The sequence below is a fragment of the Streptomyces sp. NPDC005863 genome, from assembly GCF_042871345.1.
Taxonomy (GTDB): Bacteria; Actinomycetota; Actinomycetes; order Streptomycetales; family Streptomycetaceae; genus Streptomyces.
In genome coordinates, this window is sequence record NZ_JBIAII010000001.1 from 311,914 (window position 1) to 330,193 (window position 18,280).

Annotated in this window: 18 protein-coding genes and 1 riboswitch; of the genes, 9 read left to right on the top strand and 9 right to left on the bottom strand. The window is 72.6% G+C overall.

Annotated features, from left to right (window positions below):
• Positions 1–27: 27 nt before the first annotated feature.
• Positions 28–732 (bottom strand): AAA family ATPase, encoded by a 705-nt coding sequence (locus tag ACFYO9_RS01355; RefSeq protein WP_358774146.1) that lies wholly within the window; start codon positions 730–732, stop codon positions 28–30.
• A gap of 147 nt (positions 733–879) precedes the next feature.
• Positions 880–988: riboswitch (glycine riboswitch) on the top strand.
• Between the two features lie 149 nt (positions 989–1,137).
• On the opposite strand from ACFYO9_RS01355, the gene gcvT reads away from it, so the two are divergent.
• The 4 genes from gcvT (at position 1,138) to ACFYO9_RS01375 (ending at position 5,618) form a co-directional block, all read left to right on the top strand.
• The gene (gcvT, locus tag ACFYO9_RS01360) at positions 1,138–2,271 is read left to right on the top strand and encodes a glycine cleavage system aminomethyltransferase GcvT (RefSeq protein WP_358774076.1); all 1,134 of its coding nucleotides are present in this window, start codon (positions 1,138–1,140) and stop codon (positions 2,269–2,271) included.
• A 97-nt stretch (positions 2,272–2,368) separates the two neighbouring features.
• Positions 2,369–2,746, top strand: a complete 378-nt coding sequence (gene gcvH, locus ACFYO9_RS01365; RefSeq protein ID WP_355816355.1) for a glycine cleavage system protein GcvH — start codon at positions 2,369–2,371, stop codon at positions 2,744–2,746.
• 23 nt (positions 2,747–2,769) lie between these two features.
• Complete coding sequence (gene glyA, locus ACFYO9_RS01370) at positions 2,770–4,032, top strand: serine hydroxymethyltransferase (protein WP_358774078.1); 1,263 nt, start codon at positions 2,770–2,772, stop codon at positions 4,030–4,032.
• A gap of 197 nt (positions 4,033–4,229) precedes the next feature.
• A complete protein-coding gene (locus ACFYO9_RS01375) occupies positions 4,230–5,618 on the top strand; it encodes an L-serine ammonia-lyase (RefSeq protein ID WP_355816618.1) in 1,389 nt (462 codons plus the stop codon).
• A gap of 29 nt (positions 5,619–5,647) precedes the next feature.
• On the opposite strand, the gene ACFYO9_RS01380 is transcribed toward ACFYO9_RS01375, so the two are convergent.
• A complete protein-coding gene (locus ACFYO9_RS01380) occupies positions 5,648–7,348 on the bottom strand; it encodes an alpha/beta hydrolase (protein ID WP_358774079.1) in 1,701 nt (566 codons plus the stop codon).
• 109 nt (positions 7,349–7,457) lie between these two features.
• On the opposite strand from ACFYO9_RS01380, the gene ACFYO9_RS01385 reads away from it, so the two are divergent.
• Positions 7,458–7,670: an EF-hand domain-containing protein gene (locus tag ACFYO9_RS01385; protein ID WP_358709394.1), complete on the top strand. Its 213-nt coding sequence runs from the start codon at positions 7,458–7,460 to the stop codon at positions 7,668–7,670.
• 77 nt (positions 7,671–7,747) lie between these two features.
• Here ACFYO9_RS01385 and ACFYO9_RS01390 read toward each other — a convergent pair whose 3' ends face one another.
• Positions 7,748–8,560, bottom strand: a complete 813-nt coding sequence (locus ACFYO9_RS01390; protein ID WP_358774081.1) for an ATP-binding cassette domain-containing protein — start codon at positions 8,558–8,560, stop codon at positions 7,748–7,750.
• The gene (gene leuA / locus ACFYO9_RS01395) at positions 8,557–10,353 is read right to left on the bottom strand and encodes a 2-isopropylmalate synthase (RefSeq protein ID WP_388665890.1); all 1,797 of its coding nucleotides are present in this window, start codon (positions 10,351–10,353) and stop codon (positions 8,557–8,559) included. The genes ACFYO9_RS01390 and leuA overlap by 4 nt, the downstream gene beginning before the upstream one ends.
• A gap of 222 nt (positions 10,354–10,575) precedes the next feature.
• On the opposite strand from leuA, the gene ACFYO9_RS01400 reads away from it, so the two are divergent.
• Complete coding sequence (locus ACFYO9_RS01400; RefSeq protein ID WP_358774082.1) at positions 10,576–11,268, top strand: FCD domain-containing protein; 693 nt, start codon at positions 10,576–10,578, stop codon at positions 11,266–11,268.
• 54 nt (positions 11,269–11,322) lie between these two features.
• The gene (locus tag ACFYO9_RS01405; RefSeq protein WP_355816340.1) at positions 11,323–11,535 is read left to right on the top strand and encodes a hypothetical protein; all 213 of its coding nucleotides are present in this window, start codon (positions 11,323–11,325) and stop codon (positions 11,533–11,535) included.
• A gap of 87 nt (positions 11,536–11,622) precedes the next feature.
• On the opposite strand, the gene ACFYO9_RS01410 is transcribed toward ACFYO9_RS01405, so the two are convergent.
• Positions 11,623–12,642 carry an AraC family transcriptional regulator gene (locus ACFYO9_RS01410; RefSeq protein ID WP_358774084.1) on the bottom strand — a complete coding sequence of 340 codons (1,020 nt, stop codon included), beginning with the start codon at positions 12,640–12,642 and terminating at the stop codon, positions 11,623–11,625.
• A 101-nt stretch (positions 12,643–12,743) separates the two neighbouring features.
• Between ACFYO9_RS01410 and ACFYO9_RS01415 the strand changes: the two genes are divergently transcribed.
• Both ACFYO9_RS01415 and ACFYO9_RS01420 read left to right on the top strand, forming a co-directional pair.
• Positions 12,744–13,745 carry a zinc-dependent alcohol dehydrogenase family protein gene (locus ACFYO9_RS01415; protein WP_358774085.1) on the top strand — a complete coding sequence of 334 codons (1,002 nt, stop codon included), beginning with the start codon at positions 12,744–12,746 and terminating at the stop codon, positions 13,743–13,745.
• A gap of 92 nt (positions 13,746–13,837) precedes the next feature.
• Positions 13,838–14,497 carry an NAD(P)-binding domain-containing protein gene (locus ACFYO9_RS01420; protein WP_358774087.1) on the top strand — a complete coding sequence of 220 codons (660 nt, stop codon included), beginning with the start codon at positions 13,838–13,840 and terminating at the stop codon, positions 14,495–14,497.
• A gap of 19 nt (positions 14,498–14,516) precedes the next feature.
• Here ACFYO9_RS01420 and ACFYO9_RS01425 read toward each other — a convergent pair whose 3' ends face one another.
• The 4 genes from ACFYO9_RS01425 to ACFYO9_RS01440 all read right to left on the bottom strand — a co-directional run bounded on the left by ACFYO9_RS01425 (position 14,517) and on the right by ACFYO9_RS01440 (position 18,224).
• Positions 14,517–15,068 (bottom strand): glycoside hydrolase family 25 protein, encoded by a 552-nt coding sequence (locus ACFYO9_RS01425; protein ID WP_358774089.1) that lies wholly within the window; start codon positions 15,066–15,068, stop codon positions 14,517–14,519.
• A 111-nt stretch (positions 15,069–15,179) separates the two neighbouring features.
• The gene (locus ACFYO9_RS01430) at positions 15,180–16,364 is read right to left on the bottom strand and encodes a YncE family protein (RefSeq protein ID WP_358774091.1); all 1,185 of its coding nucleotides are present in this window, start codon (positions 16,362–16,364) and stop codon (positions 15,180–15,182) included.
• Positions 16,364–17,158, bottom strand: coding sequence for a polysaccharide deacetylase family protein (locus tag ACFYO9_RS01435; RefSeq protein ID WP_358774093.1), 795 nt, complete (start codon positions 17,156–17,158; stop codon positions 16,364–16,366). The genes ACFYO9_RS01430 and ACFYO9_RS01435 overlap by 1 nt, the downstream gene beginning before the upstream one ends.
• 406 nt (positions 17,159–17,564) lie before the next feature.
• On the bottom strand, positions 17,565–18,224 hold the full coding sequence (locus ACFYO9_RS01440) for an ATP-binding protein (protein ID WP_358774095.1): 660 nt from the start codon (positions 18,222–18,224) through the stop codon (positions 17,565–17,567).
• Between the last annotated feature and the right edge of the window lie 56 nt (positions 18,225–18,280).

Genomic DNA, 18,280 nt, shown 5'->3' on the forward strand with positions numbered 1-18,280 from the left:
GCGACCGCTCTGCCTGCGGCTCGAACCCTAACGCCGGGCGGTTCGGCCGTCGAAGGCGATCCCCCGCAGGACCTGCGCCGCCGCCCGGTCCAGGAGCACCGCGGAGCCGCAGCCGCGCGGCAGGTCGCCGCGCTCGGCGGCGTCGACGAGCCGGCCGACGGTCCTGCGGTGGCGCGCGAAGGCGTACCGGGAGACGCCGCGGCCGCGCTCGCGCTGGCCCGCGAGCGCGGTGTCCACCGGCACGTCGAGCAGCAGCAGGTGCAGGGCCGCGCCGCGCCGGCCCGCCTCGCGGGCGAGCCAGCGGCGCACCCAGGGCTGGGTGCCGCAGTCGTGCACCACGACGCCCGCCCCGGAGCGCAGGGTGCGGCGCAGTCCCGCGTAGTGCGCGAGGCGGACCAGGGGGCGGTAGACCACGTACGGGAGGAGGCGGGGCATCCGGCCGGCCCAGCGGTCGCGGGTGTCCTGGGAGTCGATGCGCGGGCCGGAGACGGCCTGCCGCATGAGCGTCGACTTCCCGCCACCGGGCAGCCCGGAGACGACGACCAGGTCGCCCGCGCCGAAGGTGAGGCGGTGCGGGCTGTGGCCGGAGCGCCGGCGCAGGTCGCGGACGACGGCCACGGGGAGCGGGCCGCAGCTCTCCCGGGCCGGGGCGGCGACCTGCTTGGGCAGCGCCACCCCCGTGGTTGAGGCGAAGACGCCTGTCCTGCTGCGCACCGTGATCGGCCTCCCCATAGCGGTCACGTACTGCTTCCCCGTCAAGTGTAAAGAGAAGGTAATGCGGCACAACCGTGCGCGGGCCGCGCGATCCGCGCACGGTCACGGGTCCCCCTGGACAGGGTCGCGTGCAATGATGAGCCCGCCAACTCCATACCGGCCGTTTGAATCCGCGCGGGAGAGTCTCCGGGACCAGCAGGTGCTGTGTCGTCCGGGGCGCCGAAGGAGCAAGTCCCTCCCTTGAATCTCTCAGGCCCCGTACCGCGCGGGCGAGGCACATCTGAAAAGCGGGCCGCCCCGGCGGTCCCACCCAAGGTGCAAGCCGTACGTCTCGGATACCGGGACGCTTGCGGCGAACCTCTCAGGTTCCGATGACAGATGGGGAGGATCGACCTCGCCCGTCATGCCCTGGGAGTTCCCTTCATGAGCACTGCCCCCCGTCTGACCGCCCTCGACGCCGTGCACAGGTCGCTCGGCGCGACCATGACCGATTTCGCGGGCTGGGACATGCCGCTGCGGTACGCCAGCGAGCGTGACGAGCACAACGCCGTGCGCACCAAGGCCGGCCTCTTCGACCTCTCCCACATGGGCGAGATCACCGTCACCGGCGCCGAGGCCGCCGACTTCCTGAACTTCGCGCTGGTCGGCAACATCGGCTCCGTCGGCGTCGGCCGCGCCCGCTACACCATGATCGTCGCCGAGGACGGCGGGATCCTGGACGACCTGATCGTCTACCGCCTGGGCGAGACCGAGTACATGGTCGTCGCCAACGCCTCCAACGCGCAGGTCGTGCTCGACGCGCTGACCGCCCGCGCCGACGGCTTCGACGCCGAGGTCCGCGACGACCGGGACGCGTACGCGCTGCTCGCCGTCCAGGGCCCGGAGTCCTCCGCAATCCTCAAGCAGCTCACCGACGCCGACCTGGACGGCCTGAAGTACTACGCGGGCCTGCCGGGCACCGTCGCGGGCGTCCCCGCCCTCATCGCCCGCACCGGCTACACCGGCGAGGACGGCTTCGAGCTCTTCGTCGCCCCCGGCGACGCGGAGCAGCTGTGGGGCGCGCTCCTCAAGGCGGGCACCCCCGTCGGTCTGGTCCCGGCCGGCCTCTCCTGCCGCGACACGCTGCGCCTGGAGGCGGGCATGCCGCTGTACGGGCACGAGCTGACCGCCGGCCTGACACCGTTCGACGCGGGCCTCGGCCGGGTCGTGAAGTTCGAGAAGACCTGGCAGACCGAGAACGCCCGGGACTTCGTGGGCCGCGCCGCCCTCGCGGCCGCCGCCGAGCGCGCCGAGACCGCACCCCCGCGCAAGCTCGTCGGCCTGGTCGCCGAGGGCCGCCGGGTGCCGCGCGCCGGTTTCCCGGTGGTCGCCGACGGCAAGGTGATCGGCGAGGTCACCTCGGGCGCCCCGTCCCCGACGCTGGGCAAGCCGATCGCCATGGCGTACGTCGACGCCGAGCACGCCGCCCCGGGCACCCGGGGCGTCGGCGTGGACATCCGCGGCACCCACGAGCCGTACGAGGTCGTGGCCCTGCCGTTCTACAAGCGCCAGAAGTGACGCCCGGCGTGCGGCACGGCGCCCCGGCGCCGGACGTGACCCCCCGCACACCGTCCCCGTTCCGCAGCACCCACCCGCGTACAGGAGAATTCAGGTCATGAGCAACCCCCAGCAGCTGCGTTACAGCAAGGAGCACGAGTGGCTGTCGGCCGCCGAGGAGGGCGTGTCGACGATCGGCATCACGGAGCACGCCGCGAACGCGCTCGGTGACGTCGTCTTCGTGCAGCTTCCGGAGGTCGGCTCCACGGTGACCGCGGGCGAGACCTGTGGCGAGCTGGAGTCGACCAAGTCGGTCAGCGACCTCTACTCCCCGGTGAACGGCGAGGTCACCGAGGCCAACCAGGACGTCGTGGACGACCCCTCGCTGGTCAACTCCGCCCCGTTCGAGGGCGGTTGGCTGTTCAAGGTGCGCATCACGGACGAGCCGGGCGACCTGCTCTCCGCCGATGAGTACACCGCCTTCGCCGCCGGCTGACCCATACCGTTAGGGATCGCGTGATGTCGCTTCTCAACACCCCTCTCCACGAGCTGGACCCGGACGTCGCCGCCGCCGTCGACGCCGAGCTCCACCGCCAGCAGTCCACCCTGGAAATGATCGCCTCGGAGAACTTCGCTCCGGTCGCCGTCATGGAGGCCCAGGGCACCGTCCTCACCAACAAGTACGCCGAGGGCTACCCCGGCCGCCGCTACTACGGCGGCTGTGAGCACGTGGACGTGACCGAGCAGATCGCGATCGACCGGGTCAAGGACCTGTTCGGCGCCGAGTACGCCAACGTCCAGCCGCACTCCGGCGCCTCCGCCAACCAGGCCGCCCTGTTCGCCATCGCCAAGCCCGGCGACACGATCCTCGGCCTCGACCTCGCGCACGGCGGGCACCTCACCCACGGCATGCGCCTGAACTTCTCCGGCAAGCAGTTCAACGTGGTCGCCTACCACGTGGACGAGGCCGGCCTGGTCGACATGGCCGAGGTCGAGCGCCTCGCCAAGGAGAACAGCCCGAAGGTGATCATCGCGGGCTGGTCCGCCTACCCGCGTCAGCTGGACTTCGCCGAGTTCCGCCGCATCGCCGACGAGGTCGGCGCCAAGCTGTGGGTCGACATGGCGCACTTCGCCGGGCTCGTCGCCGCCGGACTGCACCCCAACCCGGTGCCGTACGCGGACGTGGTCACCTCCACCACGCACAAGACGCTCGGCGGCCCGCGCGGCGGCATCATCCTGGCCCGCGACAAGGAGTTCGCGAAGAAGCTGAACTCCGCGGTCTTCCCCGGCTTCCAGGGCGGCCCGCTGGAGCACGTGATCGCCGCCAAGGCCGTCTCCTTCAAGGTCGCCGCATCCGACGACTTCAAGGAGCGCCAGCAGCGCACCCTGGACGGCGCCCGCATCCTGGCCGAGCGCCTGGTGCAGGACGACGCCAAGGCGGCCGGCGTCGGTGTGGCCTCCGGCGGCACGGACGTGCACCTGGTCCTGGTCGACCTGCGCGACTCCGAGCTCGACGGGCAGCAGGCCGAGGACCGCCTCCACGAGGTCGGCATCACGGTCAACCGCAACGCCGTCCCGAACGACCCGCGCCCCCCGATGGTCACCTCGGGCCTGCGGATCGGCACGCCGGCGCTCGCCACCCGCGGCTTCCAGGAGGACGACTTCCGCGAGGTCGCCGACATCATCGCCGAGGCCCTCAAGCCGGGCTTCGACGCGGACGCCCTGAAGGCCCGTGTCACCGCACTGGCCGACAAGCACCCGCTGTACCCCGGCCTGGGCTGAGTTTCGTACCCTTTTGTTCGTACGCTTTTGTTCGTACGTACGAAACGTCGGGGCACCCCGCACACTGGACAGTGAGCGGGGTGCCCCGCACCACGTGACCCGCCCGCAGTCCCGCAGTTCCGTGTTTCTGCACCGCCTTGTACTTCTGCTCCACCCCGGCAGACAACGGCGTCTACCAACCACCCTTGGAGTATCCCGTGGCCATCTCGGTCTTCGACCTGTTCTCGATCGGCATCGGCCCGTCCAGCTCCCACACGGTCGGTCCGATGCGTGCCGCCCGCATGTTCGCCGGACGCCTCAAGAACGAGGGCCTCATGGCCCACACCGCCGCGATACGGGCGGAGCTGTACGGCTCGCTCGGCGCGACCGGCCACGGCCACGGCACCCCCAAGGCCGTCCTGCTGGGCCTTGAGGGCGAGTCGCCGCGCACGGTGAACGTGGAGGGCGCCGACGACCGCGTGGACGAGATCAAGAGCAGCGGCCGCATCAACCTGCTCGGCGTGCACGAGATCGACTTCGACTTCGACGAGGACCTGGTCCTGCACCGCCGCAAGGCCCTGCCCTACCACGCCAACGGCATGACGATCTTCGCGTACGACCGTGAGGGCGCCCTCGTCCTGGAGAAGACGTACTACTCCGTGGGCGGCGGCTTCGTGGTCGACGAGACCGTGCTCGATCAGGAGGGGGGCGCCGAGGGCGCCAACCCGATCGTGCCGGACGACACCGTCCTCAAGCACCCCTTCCGCACCGGCGACGAGCTCCTGCGCCGCGCCGAGGAGACCGGCCTGTCGATCTCCGCGCTGATGCTGGAGAACGAGAAGGCCTGGCGCACGGAGGAGGAGATCCGCGAGGGTCTCCTGGACATCTGGCGCGTGATGCAGGCGTGCGTGTCCCGCGGCATGTCCCGCGAGGGCATCCTGCCCGGCGGCCTGAAGGTCCGCCGCCGCGCCGCCAACTCCGCACGCCAGCTGCGCGCCGAGGGCGACCCGCAGGCCCGCGCGATGGAGTGGATCACCCTCTACGCGATGGCCGTGAACGAGGAGAACGCCGCGGGCGGCCGCGTCGTGACCGCCCCGACGAACGGCGCCGCGGGCATCATCCCCGCGGTTCTGCACTACTACATGAACTTCGTGCCGGGGGCCGATGAGGACGGCGTGGTCCGCTTCCTGCTCGCGGCCGGCGCTATCGGCATGCTCTTCAAGGAGAACGCCTCGATCTCCGGCGCCGAGGTCGGCTGCCAGGGCGAGGTCGGCTCCGCCTGCTCGATGGCGGCGGGCGCCCTCGCCGAGGTCATGGGCGGCTCCCCCTCCAAGGTGGAGAACGCCGCCGAGATCGGCATGGAGCACAACCTCGGCCTGACCTGCGACCCGGTCGGCGGCCTCGTGCAGATCCCGTGCATCGAGCGCAACGGCATGGCGGCCGTGAAGGCCGTGACCGCCGCGAAGATGGCGATGCGCGGCGACGGCTCGCACAAGGTCTCCCTCGACAAGGTCATCAAGACCATGAAGGACACCGGCGCGGACATGTCCGTCAAGTACAAGGAGACGGCGCGGGGCGGGCTCGCGGTCAACATCATCGAGTGCTGACCCCGGTGCGGGTCCGCCCCCGGCCCGCGTCAGCAGGTCGCGCCGGGGCGGACCCGTTTGCCGTCGATGAGGTAGGCGTCGACGGCGTCCGCTACGCAGGCGCCGCCGCGGCCGTAGGCGGTGTGGCCGACGTCCTCGTACGTCAGGAGCATGCCGCCGGGGAACTGCCCGGCCAGGCTCTCGGCCTCCTCGTACGGGGTGGCCGGGTCGCCCGTGGTGCCGACGACCAGGACCGGGGGAACCCCGTCGGCCCGGACCCGGTGCGGGCGGCCCGCGCCGGGCCCCGTGGGCCAGTCCTTGCAGGTCAGCTCGTCGAGGACGCTCGTCGTCCCGTAATTTCCCGCCGCCTTCTCGGCGGCGCCGAGGGCCTTCCAGTACGGGGCCGCCGTGTGCGGGTGGGGCACGTCGAGGCAGCTGACGGCGACGATGGCCTCGTCGTCGTTCTCGGCGGTGGCCCGGGGGCGGGGGCGGGGGCGGTGCCCGCGGCGGGACTCCGTGGCCGGGGAGTCCGACTCGGCCAGGCGGGCGAGCCGCGTCCCGTCGCCGTCGTCCGCCGCCTCCAGCGCCCGCGACAGCTCCTCCCAGTCGTCCTCCGGGCTGTACATCGCGGCCGTGACCACGTCGAGCACCGTCCGGGCGTCGACCTCGTACAGCTCCTCGTCGGTGACCGGCAGCGGCGCGCGGGCCGCCCGCGCGTACACCCCGTCGAGCAGCGCCGCTATCTCCGCCGGGGTCGAGCCGGGGCAGCTGTCGCCCGCGATGTCGGCGCAGTACTCGGCGTAGTCGTCGACCGCCCTGCTGAAGCCCACGCCCTGGCTCAGCGCGCGCTGCCGCCAGTCCAGGGCGGGGTCCATGGCGCCGTCCAGGGCCAGGGCGCGGACCCGGCGCGGGAACTGCTCGGCGTACGACGTGCCGAGGCTCGTGCCGTAGGACCAGCCGAGGTAGGTGAGCCTGCGGTCGCCGAGCGCGGCCCGCAGGACGTCCAGGTCACGGGCCGCGTCCACGGTGCCGACGTGCGGCAGGACGGCGCGGCTGCCCCGCACGCACGCGGCGGCCTCCCCGTCGGCCTCGGCCACCGCGCGGGCGCGGTCGGCCGGGGTGCGGGGGGTGAGGGGCTCGGGGGCGGCCTCCTCGTCCTCGTCCGTCTCCGCGTCGTCCTCGTCCGTCTCCGCGTCGTCCTCGTCCGTCTCCGCGTCGTCCTCGTCCGTCTCCGCGCACGAGACCGCGGGGACGCTGCCGCCGACGCCGCGCGGGTCGAAGGAGACGATGTCGAAGCGGGCGCGGAGCCGCGCGGTGAAGGCCTCGCCGCCGTCCGCCTCGAGGTCGCTCACGCCGGAGGCGCCCGGACCGCCGGGGTTGTAGACGAGCGAGCCGATGCGCCGGTCCGGGTCGGCCGTCTGCGCCTGCACCACCGGCAGGACGAACGTCTTGCCGTCGTCGGGGTGGGCGTAGTCCCGCGGGACGGTGAGGCGCGCGCAGCGCAGGTCGCCGCAGCTCTTCCAGGCCAGCCGCTGCCCGTAGAACCGCTGGAGCTCGGGGCGCGGGGCCGCCTTGCCGTCGTCCGGGGCGGCCTCACCCGGCGCGGTGCAGCCGGCGAGCGCGGCGGCGGTGAGGGCGGACAGGGCGAGGGCGAGCGGGCGGCCGGCGCCCCGCCGGGACCGGCGGCGGTGGTGGACGGGGTTCAACGGGTCGCTCCCAGGTTCGATGTGCTCACCCTGGGAGACGGGCACGGCCGCCGCCCCGCTCCGTCGTCCGGCGACCAATCCCCGCGAGGGGCACGCGCCGGGGCTCCCGCTACCCTGACCCCCGTCAGTAGTGCACGAAGAAGGGGTGGATCCGGTGGCGGACATCGAGGAAGCGCGCAAGACGTTCGAGCAGTTCGACGCGGACGGCGACGGCTTCATCACGGCAGCCGAGTGGAAGAGCGCCATGGCCAGGATGGGCGACTTCTACCAGACCGAGGCGGTGGCCGAAGCCGTGATCGGCTCGAAGGACACCAACGCGGACAAGCGCCTCTCCTTCGACGAGTTCTGGGCGAGCCTGAACAAGTAGGCGGGCGGACGACGAGGGCCCGGCGCACGATGGCGCGCGGGCCCTTCGCCGTATCCGCTCGCTCCCCCGCCCGCGCGTCAGCGGCTGGTGCGCACGCTCCACCGTCCGTCCCTGCGCTCCAGGCGCACGGGGTGGTCGAAGCACTTGCCGACCTGGTCGCTCGTCAGGACCTCCGCCACCCGCCCGGAGGCGAGGGCGCGCCCGTCGCGCAGCAGCAGCGCGTGGGTGGTGCCGGCGGGCAGCTCCTCCAGGTGGTGTGTGACCAGGACGGTGGCGAGCTCCGGGTGGGCCTCGCGCAGGGTGTCGAGGCTGTCGAGGAGGCGTTCGCGCCCGGCGAGGTCGAGGCCGGTGGCCGGCTCGTCGAGCAGGACCAGGCGGGGGCTCGGCATCAGCGAGCGTGCGATGAGCGTGCGGCCCCGCTCACCCTGGGACAGCGTGGGCCAGCGCGCGTCCGCCCGGTGGGCGAGGCCGAGCAGGTCGATCAGCCGGTCGGCCCGCGCCTCCTGCCCGGGGGTGGGGCGCCACCGCGGGACCGGCTCGACGCTGTTGGTGAGGCCGGTGAGGACGACCTCGCGGACCGGCAGCGGCGAGCGCAGCGGATGGCGCGGGTTCACATGGCCGACGTAGGCCCGCAGCTCACGCAGGTCGACGGTGCCGAGGCGGCGGCCGAGCACCTCGACCGTGCCGTGCGTGGGGTGGGTGACGGCGCCGCAGAGGCCGAGCAGGGTCGACTTGCCCGCGCCGTTCGCGCCGAGCAGCGCCCAGTGCTCGCCGGGGCGGACGGTGAAGGTGACGTCCTCCAGGATGGGCCGCCCGTCGCGGACGACGGTGACGCGGTCGGCGCGCAGGACGGGGGCGGCCGGGTCGCCCCCGGGCGGGGCGGCGGTCATCGCCTCGCACCCGCCCGGTTCACGGCGGCGAGGACGGCCTGCACGGAGGCGGTCAGGACCGAGGTGTCCAGGCCCGCGCCCCAGCACTCGACGTCGCCGACCCGGCACCGCACGTACGCGACGGCCTCGCTGCCGCCGCCCTCGCCCACGGCGTGCTCGGCGTAGTCCAGGATGCCGACGGTGATCCCGGCGGCGGCCAGGGCGTCGACGAAGGCGGACAGCGGGCCGTTGCCCACGCCCTCGTAGTCCCCGGCCCGCTCCCCCACCCGCAGGGTGCAGACGAAGCGGTGCGCGCCGTCCGGGGCCCGGTCGGTGGTCCAGGAGCTCAGGCCCACCTCGCCGTCCCGGCCCGGCACCACGTACGTCGCCCGGAACAGCTCGTACAGCTCCTTCGCGGTCGCCTCCCGGCCGCTGTCGTCGGTGGCCTCCTGCACCACGCGCGAGAAGTCGGGGCGCAGCGACGACGGCAGGTCGAGGCCGTGCCGGGTCTGCAGCAGATACGCCATGCCGCCCTTGCCCGACTGGGAGTTGACGCGGATGACGGCCTCATAGCTGCGGCCGATGTCCGCCGGGTCGATCGGCAGATACGGCACCTCCCACGGCGCCTCACGCTCCGGGACGCCCAACTCGGCTGCCCGCCTGGCGTGTTCGGCGAAACCCTTGCTGATGGCGTCCTGGTGGGTGCCGGAGAACGCGGTGTGCACGAGGTCGCCGGCGTAGGGGTGCCGGGGGTGCACGGGCAGCCGGTTGCAGTGCTCGACGACCTCGCGTACGGCGTCGATGTCGGAGAAGTCGACCATGGGGTCGACGCCTTGGGCGTACAGGTTCAGGGCGAGCGTCACCAGGTCGACGTTGCCCGTCCGCTCCCCGTTGCCGAACAGGCAGCCCTCGACGCGCTGGGCGCCCGCCAGGACGGCGAGTTCGGCGCAGGCGACACCGGTGCCGCGGTCGTTGTGCGGGTGCACGGAGAGGATGACGGAGTCCCGGCGGGCGAGGTGGCGGTGCATGTACTCGATCTGGTCGGCGTACACGTTCGGGCTGGCGATCTCGACGGTGGCCGGCAGGTTGTGCGTGACGGGCCGGTCGGGGCTCGCGTCCCACAGCTCGGTCAGCCCGTCGCAGACCTCCAGGACGTAGTCGGGCTCGGTGAGGTTGAACGTCTCCGGCGCGAACTGGAACCGGATGTCGGCGTGCGGCCGCTTGTCGGCGAGCCGCGCCATGTGCGCCGCGGCCTCCCGGGCCACGGAGTGCACCTCGGACCTCGACCGGCCGAGCACGGTGTCGCGCCAGAGCGGCGAGGTGGGGATGTACAGGTGCACGACGGCGCGCGGCAGCCCGTCGATCGACGCGAAGGTGCGGTCGATCAGTTCGGGCTTGGCGGGGGTGAAGACGACGACGGTCACGTCATCGGGCAGCTCGCCGCGCGCGGCCCGCCCTGCCAGGTCCCGCACGAAGTCGAAGTCGGTCCTGCTGGCCGAGGGGTAGCCGACCTCGATCTCCTTGAACCCCATGGAGACCAGCAGGTCGAAGAAGCGGCGCTTGCGCCCGGTGTCCATCGGCTCGGCCAGCGCCTGATTGCCGTCGCGCAGGTCGACGGGCACCCACAGGGGAGCGCGCTCGAACCGGGCGTCCGGCCAACTCCTGCGCGCCACAGGCACGTTGACCCGCTCCTGGTAGGGACGGTAGCGGTGGTGCGGCATGGGGCCGGGGCGCTGCGGATTCCAGTCGTACGTGGGGCCGGGGGCGTCGGCGACGGGGGTGCCGGGGGCGGTGACGGGCGTGCCGGGGTTCATGCGGGGTTCTCCTGCTCCTGAGCTCGGTCGGCGGACCGGCAGCACGGCACCCCGCGGCGGGGTGCCGGTCGCGTCAGGCCCCGCCGCGGCAACCGAGAAGGAGGAGACCGCGGAAGATCATGGGGCTACACTAGCCACACGTCAGCTCCTCAGACAAGTACTCCTCAGACAAGTTCCCGCCCGTATCCCGGCGCCCCGCCCGAAAGGCCACAGGCCCACCCCATGCCGCTCGGCTCCGTACGCCCCAGCCCCCTCGTCGAACAGGCCGCCGCCCGGCTCCGCGCGCAGATCACCGACGGCACCTGGCCCGTCGGCACCCGGCTGCCCGGCGAGACGACCCTCGCCCAGGAGCTGGGCGTGGGCCGCTCCACCCTCCGCGAGGCCCTGCGCGCGCTCGCCGGCGCGGGCCTCGTACGGTCCCGGCAGGGCGCCGGGGTCTTCGTGATCGCGACGGAGCCGGTCGCGGACTGGCCGGCCCGGCTGCGGCGCGCGGCGGTCACCGACGTGTACGAGGTGCGGATGCTGGTGGAGGCCCAGGCGGCGCGGCTCGCCGCGCTGCGCCGCACCGACGAGGACCTCGCGGCGATGCGGGCCGCGCTCGACGGTCGCAGGGCGGCTGCCGCCGGGGCCGACGCGGAGTTCGTGGACGCCGACATCGCCCTGCACGCGGCGGTCGTGGCGGCGGCGCACAACCCCGTACTCACCGATCTGTTCGCGCAGTTCACGCCCGCGCTGCGCACGGGCCTGGTCGACCTGCTCGAACTCACCGACGTACGGGCCGCGGAGGCGAACCACGGCGACGCCGCGCACGCGGCGCTGGTGGACGCGGTCGAGACGAGGGACGCGGAACGGGCCGCCCGGGTGGCCCAGGAGGAGCTGGAGGCCACACTCGCCGTGCTGCGCGCACAGGGCTAGGGCCTGTCCGCAGGGCCACCCGTGACCCGTGCCCGGGGTGATCGTTGGCAGGTCATGACCAACAACACCAAGCGTGCCCTGGCCGCCGTCGCCCTCGCGGGTGCCGCTCTGTCCTTCTCCGGTGCGGCCCAGGCGCAGGACAGTCCGCAGAACGCCCCCGTGCCGGTGGGCGACGTGGCCAACGACGGCGTCGACGTCGTCGCCGGCCTCGTCCCCGTCGTCGAGAAGCAGACGAAGGACCTGATGGCCAGCGTCAACAAGAAGTAGGCAGGGCGCCACGGGGCGCCGGCGACACCGAAGGGTCAGCCCCGGTCGCCGGCGCCTCTCTCGCTTCAAGGGCCCCCGCCCCGGCCCTCACCCGGCGGCACGCAGCGTGCGGTACTGCCCCGGCGCCATTCCGAACTCTCGCTTGAACGCTTTGGCGAAGGCGAACTCCGAGGCGTAGCCCGCCCGTTCGGCCACCGCGCGCAACGGCACGCCGTCCGGCGCGCGCAGCTCGCCCGCCGCCGTGGTCATCCGCCACCACGTGAGATACGCGAGCGGCGGCGTCCCCACCGAAGCGGTGAACCGGCGCGCGAACGGCGCCCGCGACAACTGGCTGAGCGCGCTCAGTTCCCCCACCGTCCAGGGGTGCACGGGGTCGCTGTGCATGGCGCGCAGCGCCGCGGCCACCGCCGGGTCGGCGAGCGCCGCCGCCCACCCCGAGTGATCCCCGGCGCGGCCGCGCACTCGCAGCCACCAGGTGCGCAGCAGCAGCAACAGCAACGTGTCGAGCAGCGAGGCGACGATGGAGTCCGAGCCGGGCTGCGGCTCCTCCAACTCGGCGCCGAGCAGCCCGAGCACCGCACGCAGCGGCTCGCCCGCCGCGTCGTCGGCGGCGAGGTGGACCACGGGCGGCAGCTCGGCGAGGAGCGGGTGCGGCCGACTCTCGTCGAGGAGGTAAGCGCCGCAGACCAGCACGGCGGACGGCACTCCGGCGTCCACCGGGTGCGCGGGTGCGGGCGGTTCGGGCGGTTCGGGCGCGGGTGCGGGCGGTGCGGGCAGTGCGGGCGCGGGTGCGGGCGGTGCGGGTGATGCGGGCGCGGGCCGGCCGCCGTCGGACGGGTACCGGCAGGTGGCCGCGCGGGCGCCCGGCTCACTCACGAGCTCGTACCCACCCCGGTGCGTGACGAAGGCGATGTCCCCCGGACCGAGCCGGACCGGCTCCACGGTGCCGCCCGCCACGACCAGCCATGCCTCCCCCTTCAGGAGGGCATGGAATCCGGTGCCGCCCGCCCCGTTGAACCCCACGCCCCACGGCGCGTGTTTCCACGTCATCGAGGAGTGCGGCCGCCCGACCCGCATGGCCGCGACGGCGTCACTGAGTACGTCCATGGAGGCACCGTACCCGCGGGCCGGGACCGCGAGACGAACGGACATCGACGCGGGAGCGCCGAGCATGGTCCGCCCCCGAACGCCCGCCTAGCGTCTTGCACATGACGACGAACACCGCACGCACCGTACTCTTCGACCGGACCGGCGGACCCGAGGTCCTGCGCGTCGAGACCCTCCCGCTGCCCGCCCCCGGGCCGGGCGAAGTCCTCGTCCGCGTCGAGGCGTTGGGTCTCAACCGGGCCGAAGCCCTCTTCCGGGCGGGAACCTACTACTACCAGCCGACCCTGCCCGCCTCCCGGCTCGGCTACGAGGCGTCCGGCACCGTCGAGGCGGTCGGCCCCGGCGTGCGCACCCACTCCCCCGGCGACGCGGTCCTGACCGGACCCGGCATCGAGATGAGCGCCCAGGGCGTCTACGCCGACCGCGTGGTGCTGCCCGCCGCGTCCGTCGTGGCCCGCCCCGCCGGGCTCGACGCAGTCACGGCGGCGGCGACCTGGCTGACGTACTCCACGGCGTACGGCGGGATGCTGGAGACCGGCGGCCTGCGGCCCGGCGACCATGTGGTGGTCACGGCGGCGTCCAGCGGGGTCGGCACCGCCGCGTTGCAGACCGCCGCGCGGATCGGCGCCGTCCCGATCGCGGTGACCCGCACCGGCGAGAAGCGGCAGCAGCTCCTCGACAACGGCGCGGCCCTGGTCATCGCCTCGGACACGGAGGACGTCGTGAAGGAGGTACGGCGCTTCACCGACGACCGGGGAGCCGAGCTGATCTTTGACGCGGTGGGCGGGCCCGGCCTCGCGGAGCTCGCCGGGGCGGCGACGGAGGCGGGCACGGTGGTCGTCTACGGCTTCCTGGACCCGCGGCCGATGGCGATGCCGCTCAACTGGCCGCTGAGCGTGCACGGTTACGCCAACTCGCGGCTCACCGCAACACCGGACGGCCTGCGCCGCGTCAACGCGTTCATCGCCTCGGGAGTGCGGGACGGCACGCTGCGGCCGGTGGTCGGCGAGGTCCTCGACGGCCTGGACCGCATCCGGGACGCGCACCGCCTGATGGAGTCCAACGACCACGTGGGGAAGATCGTGGTGCGGCTCGACGCGTGACGCCGAAGTTCCCCGCCGGCCCCGGAATACCCCGGCCATTCCGGAGGTTGCCTCCGTTACGACAGCGGAACAACCGGAAGGTCAGGCCAGTCATGAAGATCGGCATCATCGGCGCGGGCAACATCGGCGGCAACCTCACCCGTCGCCTCACGGCCCTCGGCCACGACGTCTCCGTCGCCAACTCGCGCGGCCCGCACACCCTCACCGCCCTCGCCGACGAGACCGGCGCGAAGCCCGTCACCGCGGCGGAGGCGGCGAACGGCGCGCAGGTCGTCGTCGTGACGGTCCCGCTCAAGGCCGTGCCCGACCTGCCCGCGGGCTTCCTCGACGGCGCGGCGGACGGCGTCGCCGTCATCGACACCGGCAACTACTACCCGCAGCAGCGCGACGGGCGGATCGCCGAGATCGAGGAGGGGCTGACCGAGAGCCGCTGGACCGAGCGCCAGATCGGCCACCCGGTGATCAAGGCGTTCAACGGCACCTACGCCCAGGACATCCTCGACAAGCCGCTCCCCCAGGGCGCCCCCGGCCGTGTCGCCCTGCCCGTCTCCGGTGACGACGAGGCCGCGAAGAAGGTCGTGCGTGACCTCATCGACGAGCTCGGCTTCGACACCGTGGACAACGGCGGCCAGGACGACTCCTGGCGCCAGCAGCCCGGCACCCCCGTGTACGGCCACACCGGTGGCGTGGACGAGATCCGCGCGGCGCTGGACGCCGCGTCGCCGGAGCGCACCCCGGAGTGGCGCGCCTGAGCCGCCCGGCCGGGGAGGGTCAGGGCGTGGCCCAGTCCCGCATCGCGGCCCCGCTCGCGAACGCGGCCACGTTCTTGTCCAGCGGCGTCGACGTGTACTGATGGATCGTCCACTTCGCCTGAATGCGCGGCTTGCCCGACGTCACGTAGTCGGCGATCCACAGTCCGTCGCCCGCGTAGGACGTGGTGTCCCGGTTCAACCAGAAATCGCGGTTCGCGTACAAGAGGACGCGGTGTGAGGGCCGCAGCCGTTTCACCTCGCGGATGAAGCGGTCCTTCTCCGCGTTGCTGGCGCGCGTGCCGTCTCCCGTCGTCTCCCAGTCCACCGCCAGCAGATCCCCCGCCTTCTCCGGGGCGTGGTTCACGAAGTACTCCGCCTGGGCGGTGATGTTCCCCGGCCACAGGAAGTGGTAGAAGCCGACCACGCATCCGCCGTCGCGGGCGAGTTTCGTCTGGGCGGACAGTTTCGGATTGATGTACGAACGGCCCTCCGTCGCCTTGATGAAGACGAAGGAGAGGCCGTCCGTGTCGAAGGTCGACTGGTGCGAGCTCACGTCGATGCCACGGATCACGGGCGCCTCCAGGGGGTGGGGGGAAGGCAGGAGGCCTGAACTTCCTGGACTTCCTGAACTGCCCGTCTGGTGCCCGTTGTCAGCCACGGCGAACCGTCAACCATCAATCGTTCAACGGAAGATCCCGGTGTGCCCGAGCGAGTAGCGGCCCGGCTGGGGGTAGACCGCGAGGCCGTGCGGGCCGTCGCCGACCGGGATGCGGGCGAGCTGGACGCCGGTGCGGGTGTCGATGGCGTACACCTCGGAGTCGTAGCGCCCGGACAGCCAGAGCGTGTTGCCGTCCGCCGAGACGCCGCCCATGTCGGGGCTGCCGCCCTGCGGGAGCTTCCACTTCTTGGTGAGCTTGTTCTTGGTGAAGTCGAAGACGGAGATGGTGCCCTCACCGCGGTTGGAGATGTACATCTCCTTGGAGTCGCGGCTCACGTACAGGCCGTGGCAGCCCTTTCCGGTGGGCAGCAGCTTCGGTTTCGTGAACTTCTTGCCGTCCAGGACCCACATGCCGTGCGCCATCATGTCGGCGACGTAGAAGGTCTTGCCGTCCGGCGACAGCTTCACGTCCTGCGGCATGGCGCCCTTGAACGGGATCTTCTGCTGGCCGACGACCTCCATCTTCTCGGTGTCGACCTTCAGCAGTTCGCCGGAGAACTCGCAGGAGACGATGAAGTAACGGCCGTCCATGGAGAAGTCGGCGTGGTTGACGCCCGCACAGGTCACCGGCAGGGTCTTCACCCGGTTCATGGTCTTGGGATCGCGGAAGACGAGCTCGCGGTCCATGGACGCCATCACGATGGCGTGCTTGCCGTTCGGCGTGAAGTAGAGGTTGTACGGGTCGGAGACCTCGACCGTGCGGCCCTCCTTGCCGGTGACGGGGTTGATCGCGGTGAGGCTGTCGCCGAGGTCGTTGTTGACCCAGAGCGTCTTCATGTCCCAGGAGGGGACGACGTGCTGGGGCTGGTTGCCGACCTTGATGGTCTTGACGACCTTGTACTTCTCGGGGTCGATGACCGAGACCGTGTTGGAGTTGGTGTTGGGCACGTAGATCCGGTTCAGGAACTTCCTCGTCACGGGCTGCAGGGCGTTCGGCCGGTCGGCGGCGTAGACGTCCTTCGGGTCGAGGACGGGCGGCATGCCGGGCAGCCCGTGGGCGATCTTCGGCTTGTGGGGCTCGCGCACGCCCTCGGTGCCGAGGGCCTCGTCGGCGTGCTGGTCGCCGCCGCAGCCGGCGAGGACGGCGAGCGCGGCGCCGGCGGCGAGCACGGCCGCGGTGCGCCGGGTGAGGTTGGGTTTCCGGGTCATCAGGTCAGCAGCTCCGTGGTCGTGACCGCGCGCAGGCCGCGGCGTTCCAGTTCTTCCAGGACGGCGGGGAGCGCGGCGACCGTGTCCGCGTACCCGAAGTGCAGGCTGACGACGGACCCCTCGCGGATGCCGCCCGCGATCGTGCGGGTGACCGCCGGGGCGCCCGGCGAGGTGAAGTCGAGGGAGTCGACGTCGTAACCGAGGACGTGCGGGTAGCCCGCGCGGTGGGCGAGCCGTACGACGAGGGGGGTCGCCGTCGGGGTGCGTGAGGGGCGGAACCAGGTGCCGATGGAGCCGGTGAGGCGGCGCAGCCGGTCCGCGCAGCCGGCGATCTCGGCGTAGGCCTCGGCCTCCGGCATGTCGTTGATGCCGAGGTGGTGGAGGGTGTGGTTGCCCAGGTCGTGGCCGCCGTCGAGGATGCGCCGCGCCATGTCCGGGTGGTCGTCGAGCCAGCTGCCGACGGCGAGCACGGTGACTTTGGCGCCCGCCTTCTCCGCCTCGGTGAGCAGCGCCTTGGCGATGGCCGGGTCGCCCTGGCCGTGGAAGGTGAGCGCGACCTGGGGGCGGGTGCGGGGGCCGTGGGTGATCTGGGCGGGCCGGCCGGGGATGCGGCGTGGCGCGGGGGCCGCGGGGGCGGGGCGGTGGGCTGTGCCCGGTGGGCCGGGCGACTCGGGTGCGGGCGGTCGGTCGGGGGCGGGGGCGGGGCCGGTCGCGGCGCACCCGGTGGTGAGCGCGCCCGCGGCGAGTAGGCCGGCGCCCGCGCACAGGGCTCTGCGGCGGTCGGTCTCGATCACCCGCCCATTTAATGCGAAAAACAGGCGAAAGATGCTGATTGCCCGCTTCGGGATGGTTACGGGTCGACACCCGGGGATCGCCTCCGGTCACCCGGCCCTTGCGTATCGCCTGTCACAGCCGCCGCTTAACCAGCGTTTACCAGGCAGGTGTCCCATCTCACCAAGGATTCACCTCTAAACTGACGCTGTTCGCCCGATTATGTACGGTTATGCCGCTTTGGATCGTCGAACGCCCGTCTGCCATAGTCGGGGACACGACCCCCATTGACCCGGGCTCAGGTCGTTCCGGCGGCCGTGGATCACACCCCGATCTCCACGCCGCTTCACGAAGGCCCCCTCGCGCCGACCACGGCCGCCGGGGGCTTTCGCGTGTCCGCACCGCTTTCGCGTATCCGGACCGCGTCCGTCAGCGGTCGGCGACCCGCACCTCGAACCAGGTCGTCTTGCCGCGCGGCAGCAGGTCCACGCCCCACCGGTCGGACAGCTTGTCGACGAGGAACAGGCCTCGGCCGCTCAGGTCCATCTCGTGGACCGGCATCAGGCACGGCAGCCCGCGCGAGGGGTCGCGGACCTCCACGCGGACCCAGCCGCGCCGCCGCTGCATGTGCAGGCCGAAGACCCGGGCGCCGGTGTGCCGCACGGCGTTCCCGACGAGTTCGGAGACGAGGAGGACGACGTCCTCGGTGAGCTTCGGGGAGAGGCCCCAGTGGCGCAGGACGACGACTTGGGCGAGGCGGCGCGCGATGGCCGCGGACTCCGGGCGCGAGGGCAGCGGCACCTCCGCGTCCGTGGGGTTGCCGAACAACTCGAGTGCCTTGAGCGCGTGTTCGTCCTCCACCGCCGGCGACCACCGGGCCACGGTCCCACCGCCCTGCCGCCGCGGCCGTTCATAACCCTCCAGCCCCGCCATGCCCCCATCATGGCCGCCCGAGGCGCCGCGCGGGGCCGTTCCGGCGGAATAAGCCCCCCGGAACCAACCATTCCGGAAGGCCGTGTTGACATATGCCACTGGCAGTGAAGCGCCGCGGAATCGACGCTGACCTGCGCTGACGGCCCGCTTACGCATGATCACACAGCGCACGGCGGCGCGCAGGCTTAAGGCTGCGTTAAGCCGCTCATAAT

Excerpts from the sequence above, each read along its gene's own strand:
- ACFYO9_RS01355 (WP_358774146.1), bottom strand. The coding sequence starts at position 732 with ATGGGGAGGCCGATCACGGTGCGCAGCAGGACAGGCGTCTTCGCCTCA.
- gcvT (WP_358774076.1), top strand. The coding sequence starts at position 1,138 with ATGAGCACTGCCCCCCGTCTGACCGCCCTCGACGCCGTGCACAGGTCG.
- gcvH (WP_355816355.1), top strand. The coding sequence starts at position 2,369 with ATGAGCAACCCCCAGCAGCTGCGTTACAGCAAGGAGCACGAGTGGCTG.
- glyA (WP_358774078.1), top strand. The coding sequence starts at position 2,770 with ATGTCGCTTCTCAACACCCCTCTCCACGAGCTGGACCCGGACGTCGCC.
- ACFYO9_RS01390 (WP_358774081.1), bottom strand. The coding sequence starts at position 8,560 with ATGACCGCCGCCCCGCCCGGGGGCGACCCGGCCGCCCCCGTCCTGCGC.
- leuA (WP_388665890.1), bottom strand. The coding sequence starts at position 10,353 with ATGAACCCCGGCACGCCCGTCACCGCCCCCGGCACCCCCGTCGCCGAC.
- ACFYO9_RS01400 (WP_358774082.1), top strand. The coding sequence starts at position 10,576 with ATGCCGCTCGGCTCCGTACGCCCCAGCCCCCTCGTCGAACAGGCCGCC.
- ACFYO9_RS01405 (WP_355816340.1), top strand. The coding sequence starts at position 11,323 with ATGACCAACAACACCAAGCGTGCCCTGGCCGCCGTCGCCCTCGCGGGT.
- ACFYO9_RS01410 (WP_358774084.1), bottom strand. The coding sequence starts at position 12,642 with ATGGACGTACTCAGTGACGCCGTCGCGGCCATGCGGGTCGGGCGGCCG.
- ACFYO9_RS01415 (WP_358774085.1), top strand. The coding sequence starts at position 12,744 with ATGACGACGAACACCGCACGCACCGTACTCTTCGACCGGACCGGCGGA.
- ACFYO9_RS01420 (WP_358774087.1), top strand. The coding sequence starts at position 13,838 with ATGAAGATCGGCATCATCGGCGCGGGCAACATCGGCGGCAACCTCACC.
- ACFYO9_RS01430 (WP_358774091.1), bottom strand. The coding sequence starts at position 16,364 with ATGACCCGGAAACCCAACCTCACCCGGCGCACCGCGGCCGTGCTCGCC.
- ACFYO9_RS01440 (WP_358774095.1), bottom strand. The coding sequence starts at position 18,224 with ATGCGTAAGCGGGCCGTCAGCGCAGGTCAGCGTCGATTCCGCGGCGCT.